The following is a 13967-nucleotide window of genomic DNA, read 5'->3' on the forward strand; positions in this document are numbered from 1 at the left end:
AGGGTGGGAACCATGACCACGCCTCTCCAGGTCACCACCGCCCGCCTGCACGTCCCGGTTACCGCGGCGGACCACGCCCGCGGCCCGGCCGACGCGCCGGTGACCCTCGTCGAGTACGGCGACTTCCAGTGCCGGTTCTGCGGCGCCGCGTACACCAACCTGGCCGAGGTGCTGCGCCAGCGCGTCGACACGGTCCGGCTGGTCTACCGGCACTTCCCCATCGCCAACGTCCACCCGTACGCGGAGAGCGCGGCCGAGGCCGCCGAGGCGGCCGGCCGGCGGGGACGGTTCTGGGAGATGCACGACTGGCTCTACGAGCACCAGGACCAACTCGACCCCGTGCACCTGTCGCTCGGCATCGAGCAGCTCGGGCTGCCACCCGACGAGGTCGGCGCGGAGGTGGGGCGGCAGGCCCACGCCGACCGGGTCCGGCAGGACTTCGTCGGCGGCATCCGCAGCGGGGTCGACGGGACCCCGACGCTCTTCGTCAACGAGGTGCGCCACGACGGCGGCTACGACCTGGCCGACCTGCTGGCCGCCGTGGACGCCGCCGCGAACCCCTGAGCCCCGGCCCGGTCAGATCAGCCGGAGCTCCCGCGCCCGCCGGACGGCCTCCCGCCGGCGGGTCGCGTCCAGCTTGCGGTAGATGTTGCGCACGTGGGTCTTCACCGTGTTGACCGACAGCGACAGCTCGCTGGCGATCTCCACGTTGGACAGGATGCTCTGCAGGTAGCGCAGGATGGTCAGCTCCCGCTCGGTCAGCGGCTCGTCCAGGGTCCGCTCCGGTCCGGCCGGGCGCTCCGGCGGCTCGTCGGCCCGGCGCTCGTCGGCCCCGCGGACCAGGTCGCTCACCGTGGGCCAGTGCGCGGTGCCGGAGTCCAGGTGCGCGGCGAGCAGGTCGCGGACCCCCGGCTCGGCGCGGGTGAAGACGCGCCGGCAGCCCTCCGGCTCGGCCAGGTCCAGCACCTGCTCCAGGATCCGTCCGGCCCGACGGCCGTCACCGCCCGCGCCGGTCAGCACCGCGTCGAGCAGCCCGGCGGAGAGCCGCACGGACAGCGGCCAGGCCGCCGCGTCCGGCCCGGTCCAGTCGGGCAGCGCCCGCCCGGCCTCGCGCGGGTCGCCGGACCGCAGCCGCACCCGGGCCAGCGCCACGTCGAGGGCTGCTCGTCCGCCGCCGTCTGCCCGGCCCGGCTCCGGGCCGGCCGGCCCCGCGCCCGTCGCGTGTGACGGATCGGCTGCGGTCGCGGCGTCCGTCGCTCCGGCCCCCGCGTCGGCGAGCAGGGCCCGGGCGCTCTCCACGTCGCCCACGGCGGCGCGCAGCTGGGCCTCGTCGGCGGCCAGCCAGGCGCCCAGCTCAGGGCCGGGCGCCGTCTCCCGGGCCGCCACGAGGGCGCGCAGCGCCGCCGCCGGCTCCCCGCCGGCCGCCAGCAGCCCGGCCCGGCAGAGCGCCGCCAGCGCCGCCGCGCCCGGCTCCGCCGTCGCCGGCCCGGCCAGGGTCAGGTGCGCCGCGGCCTCCGCCGGCTCGTCCCGGTCCCAGGCCACCAGGGCCAGCGCGAGGTACGCGTACCCGCAGTCCAACCGGGACGACCAGCCCTGGCAGGACGGCAGGGCCAGCGCCTCCCGGGCGTGCCGTTCGGCGGCCCGCAGCGCCCCGTGCGCCGCGTCGAGCAGCGCCGAGCGGCTGGCGCAGACCAGTTCGGTACGCGGCCGGCCCGCCCGTCGCGCCGCCGCGAGGGCCTCGGCGAAGCGCGCGGCGGCCTCGGGGAGCTTTCCCTCGGCCAGCGACACGAGCCCGAGCGCGGTGCCGGCGACCGCCCGCACGTCGGCGTCCTCCGCCGCACCGGCCCGCGGGTCGTCGACCGGGCCGTCCGGGGCGCCGGTGGCGAGCAGCCGGCCGGCGGCACGGCGTACCTCGTCGTGGTCACCGGCGAGCCGGGCCAGGGTCAGCTCGACCGCGACGGCCAGCCGCCGGAACCGGTCCCGACGCGGGGCGGGCAGGTCACGGGCGTGCTCGACGGCCCGTCGCAGCTGTCCCGCGGCCGCCTCGGCGTCCCCCGCGTACGCCCGCTCGGCCGCGCCGGCCAGCGCCAGCTCGGGATCCCGGCGCACCGCCTCGGCCGGCGGCTCGGGTGGGACCGGGACGGCGGGCCGGTCCCGCTCGTACGGCGCCAGCTCGGGCCAGCGGGCGATGAGCAGCTCGGTGGCGGTGTCCCACTCGCCCCCGGCCAGCGCGTGCCGCAGCGCCTCGGCCGGCCGGTCGTGGCCCGTGTACCAGCCGGCGGCCCGCCGGTGCAGCTCGCCCAGCTCGTCGGCGGGGAGCCGGTCCAGCTCGTCGCGGAGCAGGTCGGCCAGCAGCGGCTGGCACCGGTACCAGGACGGGCTACTCCCGTCCCGCTGGACGAAGCCGCCCTCGCGGGCCAGGTCGGCCAGCACCTGACCGGCGTCCGGCCGCCCGGTCACCGCCTCGGCCAGGTCGGCGCAGACCGCGGCGGCCACCGCGCTGCGGCGCAGCACGTCCCGGGCGGCCGGGTCCAGCGGCGCGAGCACCTCGTCACGCAGGTACCCGGCGACGTCCGGCTGGTCACCGGTGAACCGGTCGACCGCCCGGGCCGGGTCCGCCTGGGCGCGCAGCGCCAGCGCGGCGAAGCGCAGGCCGGCGGGCCAGCCCCCGGTCCGTTCGGCCAGCCGCGGCACCGCCGCGGCCGGCAGCGGCACCCCGTGCGCGACCAGCAGGTCGGCCACCTCGTCGGGGGTGAACGCCAGCTCGGCCGGGCCGATCTCGGTCAGCTCGCCGGCCAGCCGCCACCGGTGCAGGGCCAGCGGCGGATCGGTCCGCGCGCCGGCCACCACCCGCAGCCGCCCCTCGGTGTGCCGGAGCAGGAACTCCAGCCCGGCCAGCGCGGCCGGATCGGTCACCCGGTGCAGGTCGTCCAGGACCAGCAGCACCGGGCGGTCCCGGGCGGCGAGCGCGGCGGCGAGCAGTTCGAGCTGGTCCGGCCGGGGCGGGCCGTCCGGCACCGGCGGCTGCGGTCCCTCGCCCGGCACCCCGTCGGCGGCGGCCCGCAGCGCCGCAGCCAGGTACGCCCAGAGCCGCTCCCCGGTGTCCCCCGCCTCCACCGTCACCCAGGCCGGCGGCGGCTCGCCCCGCACGGCCCGGGCCCAGCCGGCGAGCAGCGTCGTCTTGCCCCAGCCGGCCGGCGCGAGCACCAGGGTGACCGGCCCGGCGACGCCCCGGTCGAGCCGGTCCAGCAGCCGGGGCCGGACCAGCACCGGCTCGGGCAGCGCGGCCGGCGAGAGCCGGGACGCCAGCAGCGGCGGGCCGACCACCCCGAGGCCCCCCGCCGACCCACCCCAGCCCGGCGTCACGTCGGTCGCCGTGGTGACGTCGGTCGGCGACGCGGTGACCTCGACGCGGTCAGCCTCATCCGGCATGCGGCCCCTCCCCCGGTCGGTGCGGGCAGCGGTTACCCGGCCCGGGCCGGTTCACCCCTTCGGGGCGAACCCCGCTCACCCCGGCCGGCCGCACCCTGGAGGCACGCGGGCGGCCGGCCGTGCGGACCCGGCCGCCCGGTGACCCGCGACGACGGGAGGGGCAGGTGGCACGGATGGGACGGCTGGCCGGCGGTGGGCTCGCCCTCGTGCTGGCGGGCGGGGCCCTGGCCCGCGTACGCCGGCACCGACGCCGCCCGCCCACGGCCGCGCCCGACCCGCGGCCCGGCCGCTGGCAGGTGGTGACGGTGGCCGGGCGGCCCGAGGAGGTGCTGCCGCCGGGGCGCTGGCCGGAACCGCTGCGCCGGCTCGACGGCGCGGTCGAGCTGGCGGCCCGCCCGGCTCCCGGAGGCCGGGGCACCGAACTGGCGGTCCGCCCCCTCGGCGGCCAGCCCACGCTGCCGGGGCTCGCCGCCCACCTGGTCGGCGACGATCCCGGCCGGTTCCTGCGGCAGGCGCTGCGGGAGGCGAAGCAGCTCGTGGAGACCGGGGACGTGCTGCGGGCGGACCGCTCGCGGCTGGACCGTCCGGGGACGGCTGGATGAGGGCGCTCTGCTGGGAGAGCGCCGACACGCTGGCGGTCCGGCAGGTGCCCGACCCGGAGCTGCGCAACGCCCAGGACATGATCGTGCGGGTACGCCGGAGCGTGACCTGCGGCGCCGACCTGCCGCTGCTGGCCGGAGGGGTCCCCCACCTGGCCGCCGGGGAGGTGCTCGGGCACGAGTTCCTGGGCGAGGTGGTCGAGGTCGGGCCGGAGGTACGCCGGCACCGGGTCGCCGACCGGGTGGTGGTCTGCGCGGGGATCTCCTGCGGGGCCTGCTGGTTCTGCCGGCAGGGCCTCTTCGCCTGCTGCGACAACGGGACGACCGGCGCGGCCGGGGCCGAGCCGGAGTGGGGGCAGCCCACCGGCGGCTGCTACGGGCGACCGGCCCTGCTCGGCGGCTTCGCCGGCAGCCACGCCGAGTTCGTCCGGGTGCCGTACGCGGACGTCGGCGCGTTCACCGTGCCCGAGGGGGTCAGCGACGACCGGGCCGTCTTCGCCTCGGACGCCGCTCCGACCGGTTGGATGGGCGCCGAGCTGGGCGAGGTGGCCCCCGGCGACGTGGTGGCGATCTGGGGCGCGGGGGCGGTCGGCCAGCTCACCGCGGCGGCGGCCCGGCTGCGCGGGGCGGACCGGGTGATCGTGGTCGACGACCACGACGAGCGGCTGCGCATGGTCGAGCGGCACGTCGGTGCGGAGCCGCTCAACTTCCGTTACCTGGACGTCCCCGCCGAGCTGCGGGAGCGCAGCGGCGGGCGGGGCCCGGACGTGTGCGTGGAGGCGGTCGGCCCGGCGGCGCGGTCGCCGGGGCTGTTCACGGGCCGGCCCGGCCGGCGCGCGGACGGGTCGCCGGCGCTGCGCGAGGCCGTGCACTCCTGCCGCAAGGGCGGCACCGTGGTGCTGCTCGGCACCGGGGCCGGATTCGTGGACACCTTCCCGCTCGGCGCCGTGCTGGACAAGGGGCTGACCGTGCGCGGCGGCCGGCAGCACGGGCAGCGCTGGATCCCGATGCTGCTGGAACGGATGGCCCGGGACGAGCTGCGTACCGAGCACCTGGCCACCCACCGGCTGCCGCTGGAGCGGGGCGCGGACGGTTACGCGCTGTTCCGGGACCGGGCCGACGGCTGCGTCCGGGCGGTGTTCTCCCCGTGATCGCGGCGGCCCGGGGTGGCACACTCGGCGGATGCGTGACGACCGTTCGTACGACCTCGTCCTCTTCGGCGCCACCGGGTTCACCGGCGGCCTGACCGCCGAGTACCTGGCCCGGCACGCCCCGGACGGGCTGCGCTGGGCGCTGGCCGGCCGCAACCCGGGCAAGCTGGCGGGGGTGCGGGACCGGCTGGCCGCCGTCGACCCGGACCTGGCCGGGCTGCCGCTGCTCACCGCCGACGTCACCGACCCGGCGTCGCTGCGCGCCGTGGCGGAGAGCGCGCGGGTGGTCGCCAGCACCGTCGGCCCGTACATCCATCACGGCGAGCCGCTGGTCGCGGCCTGCGCCGCCGCCGGCACGGACTACCTCGACATCACGGGCGAGCCGGAGTTCGTCGACCTCATGTACGTGCGGCACCACGCCGAGGCCGTGCGCACCGGGGCGCGGCTGGTGCACGCCTGCGGCTTCGACTCGATCCCGCACGACCTGGGCGCCTGGTTCACCGTCAAGCAGCTGCCCACCGACGGGCCGGTCACCGTGGACGGTTACGTCCGGGCCGGTGGGCGCTTCTCCGCGGGGACGTACCACTCGGCGCTCACCGCCTTCTCCCGGACGGGCGAGATGAGCCGGGCGGCGAAGGCGCGCAGGGCGGTCGAGCCGCGGCCGGAGGGCCGCCGGGTCCGGGCGGTGCCCGGCCGGGTCGGCCGGGTCAAGGAGTTCGGGCTGTGGGCGGTGCCGCTGCCCACCATCGACCCGCAGGTGGTCCGCCGGTCGGCGGCGGCCCGCCCGGAGTACGGCCCGGACTTCCGCTACCGCCACTTCGCCGCGATGAAGCGGCTGCCCACCGTGCTGGTCGCCGGGGTGGGCCTGGCCGGCGTGGTGGGGCTGGTGAAGCTGCCGCCCACCCGGCGCTGGCTGCTCGGCCGGCTCTCCTCCGGCCAGGGGCCGAGCGCCGCCCAGCGGGCGAAGTCGTGGTTCCGGGTCCGCTTCGTCGGCACGGGCGGCGGCCGGACCGTACGCACCGAGGTGGCCGGCGGCGACCCCGGCTACGACGAGACCGCCAAGATGCTCGCCGAGTCCGCGCTCTGCCTGGCCTTCGACGACCTGCCGGCGACCGCCGGGCAGGTGACCCCGGTGACCGCGATGGGCGACGCCCTGCTGGACCGGCTGGTCCGGGCCGGGATCACGTTCCGGGTGCTGGACGCTTGACCCTCGACCGGGTTGAGGGCCCAGGATCCGGCGTCGTGGAGAGCGAACTGCGCAGCATCGGCGAGCTGGCCCGGGCCAGCGGGCTGACGGTGAGCGCCCTGCGGTTCTACGACCGCTCGGGCGTGCTGGTGCCGGCGCTGGTGGATCCGGCGACCGGCTACCGCTGGTACACCGACGACCAGGTGGCGCCGGCCCGGCTCGTCGCCGGGCTGCGGCGGGTCGGCATGCCGCTGGCCGGGATCGCCGAGGCGCTGCGGTACCGGCACCGGCCGGCGGCGGTGCACCGGCTGCTGGACGCGCACCTGCGCCGCCTGGAGGACGGCCTCGCCGACGCCCGCCGTGAGCTCTCCCGGATCCGCGCCCTCATCGATCCGGAGGAGACCATGATGACCACCACCCGACTCGTGCTGCACCGCGCCGACCTGGCCGCCGCCGTGGACGCCGTCCGGTTCGCCGTCGGCACCGACCCGGAGCTGCCGGTGCTCTCCGCCGTGCTGCTGGAGGTCGAGCCGGACGGCGTCCGGCTGGTCGCCACCGACCGGCACCGGCTGGCCGTGGCCCGGGTCGGTGGGAAGGTCGACGGCCCGCCCGTGCGCGCGCTGCTCCCGGCGGACGCCGTGGACGCGTTGCGCGCCCTGCTCGACACCGGCGCCGGGATCACCCCGGAGGCGCACCTCACCGTGACCCCGGACCGGGTCGAGGTGTCGGTGGCCGGCCGGCCGGTGACCGCCGCCGTGCTGCCGTACGACTTCCCGGACTACCGCCGCCTGCTGCACGGGCAGGTGGGCGACGCGCCCGCTCACCGGATCCCCGTCGACGTGGGGGCGCTGCGGCGCGCGCTCACCGCCGAGGGCGCTCCGGTGCTGCTCCGGGAGCACGCGGGGGTCGACCACGAGGTGGTCGTGCTGGGCCTGGACGACCGGGGCGAGCTGCGTGTGGTCGGGCCCGACGCCCCGGACGGGCTCCGGGTGGGGGTGAACCGGGCGTACCTGCTGGAGGCCCTGGACGCGGGCGGCCGGGGCCAGCTCGTGCTGGAGCTGGACGGGCCGATCGCCCCGCTGGCCGTGCGCCGGCCCGACGACGAGGACGTCTTCTCCATCCTCATGCCGGTCCGCCTCTGACCCGGACCGACCGTGGCGGCCGCCGGACGCGTCTCGCCCGCGGCCGCACGCCCGCTGTCACCCTGCGTCATCCCGGCGCCCACCCCCACCCCACCCGCACCGTGCCTTTGCTCTGCAGCCATCGGCGCAGCAGGCACGCACCGCAACCGATGCGTCCGTGGCTGCAGAGCAAAGGCGGTCGTGGGTGGGGGCGGGGTTGGCGAGGGGTTCGAGCGAACAGGCAGCTCAGCGGCCCGGGGCCGGGCGGGACCACGGCGCCGGCCGCCACTACGCGTCGTCGTCCGTCACCGACCGTCACATCTGGTCGCCGGCGGGGGTGCTGTCACCCACGGTGACCGTCGAGGGCGAGTCGGCGCCGACGCCCGATCGGACGGCGGCCTGCGCGGGCCGGGGCGGGCGGAACGGGACGCGACGGTAGCATCTGGGGGTCCCACCTGACTGCCTGGACGGAGGCGTACGAGCAGCATGCTCGACATGGAGTTGATCCGGAAGGATCGCGAGGCGGTGGCGACCGCGCTGGCGAAGCGTCTGGATCCCGCCGAGGTCAACCGGGCGCTGGACGACATCCAGCGGCTCGACCAGGAACGCCGTGCCCTGATCATGGAGATCGACGCCGAGCGGCAGCGCCGCAAGGCCGAGGCGCGGGCGTACGCGGAGGCGAAGCGGTCCGGCACCACGCCGGAGCCGGTCGCGCCGGAGGCCGAGCGCAAGCAGCTCGCCGAGCTGGAGTCCCAGCTGGACGAGGTGCAGTCCCGGCTGCGCGGCACCATGAGCGAGCTGCCCAACCTCCCCGCCGACGACGTGGTCGCCGGTGGCAAGGAGGCCAACCGGGTGCTGCGCACCTTCGGCGAGCCGCCGGCGGTCGAGAAGGTCCGGGACCACGTGGAGCTGAGCAAGGCGCTCGGCCTGGTCGACCACGAGCGCGGGGTGAAGCTCGGCGGCTCCGGCTTCTGGATGTACACGGGCCTCGGCGCCCGGCTGGAGTGGGCGCTGGTCAACTGGCTGATCGAGCAGAACATCCAGGCCGGCTACGAGTTCCTGCTCCCGCCGCACCTGCTGCTCGACAGCGCCGGCTTCGCGGCCGGCCAGTTCCCGAAGTTCTACGACGACGTCTACCACCTGGACAAGCAGTCCGCCCCGCGCGGCCAGTTCCTGCTGCCCACCGCGGAGACGGCGATCCTCGGCGCGTTCCAGGACGAGATCCTGGAGACCGCCAAGCTGCCGCTGAAGGCGTTCGCCTACACCCCGTGCTACCGGCGCGAGGCGGCCGGCTCGCACTCGGACGAGCGCGGCACGGTGCGCGGCCACCAGTTCAACAAGGTGGAGATCTTCCAGTTCACGCTGCCGGAGCAGGCGGGCGCCGCGCTGGAGGCCATGGTCGCCCACGTGGAGGGCCTGGTCGAGAAGCTGGGCCTGCACTTCCAGACCAGCCTGCTGGCGGCGGGCGACTCCAGCGCCGCCATGAAGAAGACCCTCGACGTCGAGGTCTGGATGCCGAGCACCGGCAAGTACAAGGAGGTGTCGTCGGTCTCCTGGGGCGGCGACTACCAGGCCCGCCGGGCGGCCATCCGCTACCGGGAGCCGGGCGGCAAGCAGACCCGCTTCGTGCACACCCTCAACGGCTCCGCGCTGGCCACCAGCCGGCTCTTCCCGGCCATCCTGGAGCAGTTCCAGCAGCCCGACGGCTCGGTCGTGGTGCCCGAGGTGCTCCGCGACAAGCTCGGCGCCGACCGGCTCACCCCGGTCCGCTGACCGCCTGGCGCGCGGCGGGGGTCGGCTCGTCCGGCCCCCGCCGCCGTCTGCGGAGCAGGCCGGCCGCCACGAGCAGCACCAGGGCGGCCGCGAGCAGCGCCGGGCCGGCCGTGTCGAGCGCGCGGACCAGGGTCTGCTGCACCTGGGCCGCGGCTCGCACGACCGGGTCACCGAAGGCGTCGTGGCGGCCCAGGGCGAGGCGCACCTCGTACCAGCCGTACCAGGCGACGTAGCCGCCCGCCACCAGCAGCACGAGGGCGCTCAGTCGGGGCACCCACGCGCCGGCGCCGCGCAGCCGGGCCACCAGCCGGCCGCGCAGCAGCGCCACGCCGAGCGCGGCCACCCCGACCACCAGGGCCATGCCCATCGCGTACGCGCCGAAGAGCGCCAGCCCGCGCAGCGTCGAGCCGGCCCGCAGGCTGGTCACCACGATCGCCAGGAACGGGGCGATGGCGCAGGTCAGCGAGGTCAGCGCGTACGCCGCCCCGAACAGGACCATCGACGGCCAGGTGCGGGTGAGCCGGGGCGCCCGGGCGAACGGGCGCGCGGTGGGCAGCCGCCGGCCGGCGAGCAGCCAGCAGCCGGCCAGCGCCAGCAGCACGCCGAGGGTCACGGTCAGCCAGGGCAACCGGGGGCGCAGCCAGTCGGCCAGTGGCGCGACGGCCACGCCGAAGGCGCCGAAGACCAGCGCGTACCCCAGGGTCAGCCCGGCCGTGGCGGTGAGCGCGCGCCCGACCGCGCCGCGACCGTCGGCGGGGCCGGCGACCAGCAGCGACAGGTACGCGGGCAGCATGGCGAAGCCGCACGGGTTGACCGCGGCCAGCATGCCCGCGGTCAGCGCGAGCAGCAGCCCGCCGGTCATCCCCGGGCCAGCGCGTCGACCTGGCGGGTCAGCGACTCCCCGTCCAGGAAGCCCTGGTGGACCACCCGACCGTCCCGGTCCACGATGACGAAGGTGCTCTGCTCGACCACCTCGAACCGGCGCCACAGCGCGCCGGACCGGTCGTCGAGCTGCGGGGTGCCGGCCAGGTCGAACTCGGTGACGAACTCCTTCATGGCCTTCTGCTCGCCCAGCCCCGCGACGCCGACGATCGGCACCGTGTCCCGGTACTTCGGGGCGATCTCGGCGACCGTCCACGCCTGGCTGGCGCAGGTGGCGCACCAGGGCGCCCAGAACCACAGCACCACCGGCTTCCCGGCCAGGGCTGCGGCGGTGAACGCCGTACCGTCGAGGGTCTTCGCGGTGAACGACAGCGTCTCCGGCACGCGGGCCGGGACCACCGGAGCGGCCGGCGACGCGGACCCGGCCGGGGCGGCGGGCGACGCGGCGGCCACCACGCCGACCGGGGTGGCCCGCTCGGGGCCGACCGCGCAGGACGCCGCGCCGGGCAGCGTGGCGGCCAGCACGGCGGCGGTGACCAGGCGGCGGGCGGTACGTGGGGGCATCCGCGTCTCCTCGGGGTTCGGCTACTCGGCCTTGACCAGCCGGAGCGCGAGTTCGGGACAGACCTTGACCGCCTTGAGCGCGCCCTGCCGCAGCCAGGTCGGCACCGGCGTGGCGGGGAAGGCGGGGTAACCGTTGCCGTCGAGCCGGATGAAGTCGGGTACCACGTGGGCGCAGAGCCCGTGCCCGTCGCAGCGGGACCAGTCGAGGGTGAGCTTCTGCGGGTTGCCGTCGGGCGCCCCGGGCAGGCCCATGAGGCCCTTGACCCGCTTGCCGCAGCCCTCGCCGGTGGCGTGCAGCCGCAGGTCCTCGGCGAACACCTCCATGGCGGAGAGCGCGAACCGGGCGGTGCCGTCGGGGTGGCTGCACGCGCCGCGCCCCTTCACGTCGCCGGCCGCGGCGCGGACCACCTCGATGGGCGCGCTGCCGGAGACCGCGAGGTCGACGGCGCGGGCCAGGTCGGGCAGGCCCATCTTGCAGGGACCGCACTGCCCGGCGGACTCGCCGGCCAGGTAGCGGACCACCTGGGCGGCCTCGCCGAGCGGGCAGGTGTCCCCGCTCAGCGGCAGGATGATGCCCGCGCCGAGCGTGCCGCCGACCGCGACGAGCCCCTTGCGGGACACCTCGGCCCGGGCCGCCGCCTCCGGGGTGATCCACTTTCCGTGGTAGCCGCCCATCAGGATGCCCGGCCCGTCGGGCACCTCGCAGAGCTCCAGGATCTCGCGCAGCGGGGTGCCGGCCGCGCACTCCACCACCGCCGGCCGCTTGGCCGCCCCGGTGACGGTGAGCAGCACGGTGCCCGGCTCGTCGTCGGTGCCGAGCGCCGCGTACTCGTACGGGCCGATCCGGGCGGCGACCGCGAGCTGGGCGTACGTCTCGGCGTTGGAGAGCAGGGTGGGCAGCCCGTTCACCCCGGAGTCGCTGGACCGCTTCTTGGTGCCCGGCGGGATGTGCGGCAGCCCGTTGATCCCGTTGACCAGGGCGCCGCCCTCGCCGGAGATGAACCGGTGCGGCACCGTGACGATGGTGGTGGGCACGGGCATCCGCCGCTCCTGCAACGCCTCGCTGAGCGAGGGCCGGCCCACGTCGTCGTCGGCCACCCCGATCACGATCTCGTCGGCGTCCAGCGCGTACGCGGCCAGCGCGGCGCCGTCGAGGACGAGGTGCGGGGCCCGGGTGAGCAGCACCTTGTCCTTCCAGCTCGCCGGCTCGCCCTCGGTGGCGTTGACCACCACCACGGCGGACAGGTCCTGCCGCTCGCAGGACTCCAGCACCGCGCGCAGCTTGCGGGCGAACGGGAAGCCGGCCCCGCCCTTGCCCTTGAGGTCGATCGCCTCGGCGAGCCGGAGCAGGGCGGCCGGCTCCACCGGCCCGATGGGGCCGTGCACCTCCTCGTGTGCCAGCAGGTCGAGTCTGCCGAACTCCGCGAAGCCGGCGGTGAGCCGGGGCTCGCCGACGCAGGCCACCGGTGGCACGGTCGTGCGCATCACCTGGCCTCACCCCGCAGCCCGGCCCAGTACGCCCCGTCCACCGCGTCCGCGTTGGCCCGCTTGCGCCGGCTCGACCGGCTCTCGCCGGAGGCCCGCAGGGCCCGCCGGGAGGCGAGGTCGACAAGGGTCGGGGTGTCGTCGACGAAGGCGTCGTCGGCGGCGTAGCGGGCCGGCGGGCGCCAGTAGTCCGGCTCCTCCGGCACGTCCTCCTCGGCGCTGTGCCGGCCGCTGCCGCTGCGCGGCGCCGACGAGATCGGGCCCGCCGAGATGGGGCTGCCCGAGATCGGGCCGGCCGAGATCGGCTCGCCGGACACCGGCCGGCTCTCCCAGCGGCGCGGGCTGTCCCACGGCTCCTCCGGCTCGTCCGTCCGGCGGGGCGGGGCCGAGTAGCGGGCGACCTCCGCCGGGGTGGAGTAGCGGGTGCCGGTGTCCGGCGGGGCCGAGTGGCGGCCGCCGCTCTCCGGCGGGGCCGAGTAGCGGGCGGCCTCCTCGTCGCGGGACCGGCGGGTGCGGCGTTCCTCCTCGTCCCGGCGGCGACGGGCGGGCCGCTCGTCGTCGCGGCGCCGGGCCGTGGCCACGCGCTCCTCGCCGCGGGCGACCCGCTCGCGCTCGGCGCGCCCGGCCACCCGCTCGTCGCGCCGCCGGGCGGCCGCCGCGCGGACCGGCTCGCGCAGCGTCCCGGGTTCCGGCACCACGGGTACGGCGAACCGCTCGGGGTCGCGGCGCCGCGCGGTGCCGGCCGGCGCGGTCCAGGTGGCGGTGGCCTCGGCCCAGCCGCCCTCGCGGCCCCGGCCGGAGCGGCTCTCCTCCTTGGCGGTGGCCTTACGGCGGGTCAGCCCGGCGAGCAGGCCGGTGCGCTCCTCCCCCTTGCCGGCCATCGCCTTGTTCAGGGCGGCGGCCTGGTGCTGCTCCCGGCTGCGCTTGCCGAGGTGGACGGAGAGCCGGACCAGCAGCGCCACCACCACCAGCAGCACGCAGGCCAGGTAGCTCAGCACCACCCAGGTCTTCGCCGTCCGGCCGGCGTTGAGGCCGTGCAGCAGCGCGAACGGCCAGGAGACGTACGCCATGGAGTGCAGCGCCCGCCACATCCACCTCGGACCGACGCCGGCGAACCGGACCCGGACGATGCCGGTCCAGAGCACGCCCACCATCAGCAGCGCGGCCACGGTGCCCAGCCCGACGTAGAGGCCCCGGCCGCCGAGGAACGGCACCACCGCGTCGGTCGGGCCGGCGCGGCCGGTCGAGATCTTGGTGATCACGTGGAAGACCAGCCCGGCCACGCCGAGGACGCCGGTGGCCCGGTGCGCCGACTGGAGCAGCACCCGGTGCCGGATGAGCAGCACCAGCCGGTCGGTGGCGAGCAGCCCCAGCATCACGGTGAGGCTCAGCGAGACGAGGGCGACCACCCCGGCGAAGAACTCGGTGAAGAAGAATCCGTACGAGTACATGACGGTGCCGGCGCCGGCCAGTTCCAGGCCGGCCCAGGCGACGGCGAGCGCGGACGCGGCGAGCGCCACCATCGCGGACCTCGACATCGTCCGGGCACCTCGGCTGGTGCTGGTGGTCCGGACGGTCGTCGCCTTCTCGTTCTGCTCTGCCCGGGCCATCTGCTCCTCGATCGTCTCGCGGCGGCGCCCCACCGGCCGACCCTGCTCCCTCCTCCAGTACGGACGGACGGCACGGGCGGATCACCTCCGGTGGGGAATTTCTCGGCCGGTCCGTCGAACCGTCCGGCCCCGGGGCGCGTGTAGCGCGTTTCGCAACGACGTAT

At 77.0% G+C, this 13967-nt stretch carries 11 protein-coding genes; 6 read left to right on the top strand and 5 right to left on the bottom strand.

Annotated elements, in window-relative coordinates; translation table 11 throughout:
* Nucleotides 1-12 precede the first annotated feature (12 nt).
* On the top strand, nt 13-564 hold the full coding sequence (locus tag FXF50_RS16310) for a thioredoxin domain-containing protein (RefSeq protein WP_148428680.1): 552 nt from the start codon (nt 13-15) through the stop codon (nt 562-564).
* A gap of 12 nt (nt 565-576) precedes the next feature.
* On the opposite strand, the gene FXF50_RS16315 is transcribed toward FXF50_RS16310, so the two are convergent.
* Nucleotides 577-3432, bottom strand: coding sequence for a LuxR C-terminal-related transcriptional regulator (locus FXF50_RS16315; RefSeq protein ID WP_148428682.1), 2856 nt, complete (start codon nt 3430-3432; stop codon nt 577-579).
* A gap of 173 nt (nt 3433-3605) precedes the next feature.
* Here FXF50_RS16315 and FXF50_RS16320 point away from each other — a divergent pair, with 173 nt between their 5' ends.
* From FXF50_RS16320 to serS, 5 genes are all read left to right on the top strand, one after another.
* Nucleotides 3606-4034, top strand: a complete 429-nt coding sequence (locus FXF50_RS16320) for a hypothetical protein (protein WP_370464120.1) — start codon at nt 3606-3608, stop codon at nt 4032-4034.
* Nucleotides 4031-5182, top strand: coding sequence for an alcohol dehydrogenase catalytic domain-containing protein (locus FXF50_RS16325; protein ID WP_148428686.1), 1152 nt, complete (start codon nt 4031-4033; stop codon nt 5180-5182). Before FXF50_RS16320 ends, FXF50_RS16325 begins: the two co-directional genes overlap by 4 nt.
* A 31-nt stretch (nt 5183-5213) precedes the next feature.
* Complete coding sequence (locus tag FXF50_RS16330; protein WP_148428688.1) at nt 5214-6389, top strand: trans-acting enoyl reductase family protein; 1176 nt, start codon at nt 5214-5216, stop codon at nt 6387-6389.
* Nucleotides 6390-6436: 47 nt separating this feature from the next.
* Nucleotides 6437-7510 (top strand): MerR family transcriptional regulator, encoded by a 1074-nt coding sequence (locus FXF50_RS16335; protein ID WP_148428865.1) that lies wholly within the window; start codon nt 6437-6439, stop codon nt 7508-7510.
* A 465-nt stretch (nt 7511-7975) separates the two neighbouring features.
* Nucleotides 7976-9262 (top strand): serine--tRNA ligase, encoded by a 1287-nt coding sequence (gene serS / locus FXF50_RS16340; RefSeq protein WP_148428690.1) that lies wholly within the window; start codon nt 7976-7978, stop codon nt 9260-9262.
* Here the strand turns inward: serS and FXF50_RS16345 are convergent.
* The 4 genes from FXF50_RS16345 to FXF50_RS16360 are packed head-to-tail and all read right to left on the bottom strand — an operon-like array spanning nt 9246 to nt 13836.
* Entirely contained in the window at nt 9246-10124 is an 879-nt protein-coding gene (locus FXF50_RS16345; RefSeq protein ID WP_148428692.1) for a cytochrome c biogenesis CcdA family protein, read from the bottom strand. The genes serS and FXF50_RS16345 overlap by 17 nt on opposite strands.
* Nucleotides 10121-10708, bottom strand: a complete 588-nt coding sequence (locus FXF50_RS16350) for a redoxin domain-containing protein (protein ID WP_148428694.1) — start codon at nt 10706-10708, stop codon at nt 10121-10123. Before FXF50_RS16350 ends, FXF50_RS16345 begins: the two co-directional genes overlap by 4 nt.
* A gap of 21 nt (nt 10709-10729) precedes the next feature.
* Nucleotides 10730-12196, bottom strand: coding sequence for an NADH-quinone oxidoreductase subunit NuoF family protein (locus FXF50_RS16355; RefSeq protein ID WP_148428696.1), 1467 nt, complete (start codon nt 12194-12196; stop codon nt 10730-10732).
* A complete protein-coding gene (locus FXF50_RS16360) occupies nt 12193-13836 on the bottom strand; it encodes a ferric reductase-like transmembrane domain-containing protein (RefSeq protein WP_255510058.1) in 1644 nt (547 codons plus the stop codon). Before FXF50_RS16360 ends, FXF50_RS16355 begins: the two co-directional genes overlap by 4 nt.
* Nucleotides 13837-13967: the final 131 nt, after the last annotated feature.

Origin of the sequence: Micromonospora sp. AP08 (genome assembly GCF_008085935.1) — a bacterium.
GTDB lineage: Bacteria > Actinomycetota > Actinomycetes > Mycobacteriales > Micromonosporaceae > Micromonospora > Micromonospora chersina.

Coding starts and splice junctions, on each gene's coding strand:
- FXF50_RS16310 (WP_148428680.1), top strand. CDS start 13: ATGACCACGCCTCTCCAGGTCACCACCGCCCGCCTGCACGTCCCGGTT.
- FXF50_RS16315 (WP_148428682.1), bottom strand. CDS start 3,432: ATGCCGGATGAGGCTGACCGCGTCGAGGTCACCGCGTCGCCGACCGAC.
- FXF50_RS16320 (WP_370464120.1), top strand. CDS start 3,606: ATGGGACGGCTGGCCGGCGGTGGGCTCGCCCTCGTGCTGGCGGGCGGG.
- FXF50_RS16325 (WP_148428686.1), top strand. CDS start 4,031: ATGAGGGCGCTCTGCTGGGAGAGCGCCGACACGCTGGCGGTCCGGCAG.
- FXF50_RS16330 (WP_148428688.1), top strand. CDS start 5,214: ATGCGTGACGACCGTTCGTACGACCTCGTCCTCTTCGGCGCCACCGGG.
- serS (WP_148428690.1), top strand. CDS start 7,976: ATGCTCGACATGGAGTTGATCCGGAAGGATCGCGAGGCGGTGGCGACC.
- FXF50_RS16345 (WP_148428692.1), bottom strand. CDS start 10,124: ATGACCGGCGGGCTGCTGCTCGCGCTGACCGCGGGCATGCTGGCCGCG.
- FXF50_RS16350 (WP_148428694.1), bottom strand. CDS start 10,708: ATGCCCCCACGTACCGCCCGCCGCCTGGTCACCGCCGCCGTGCTGGCC.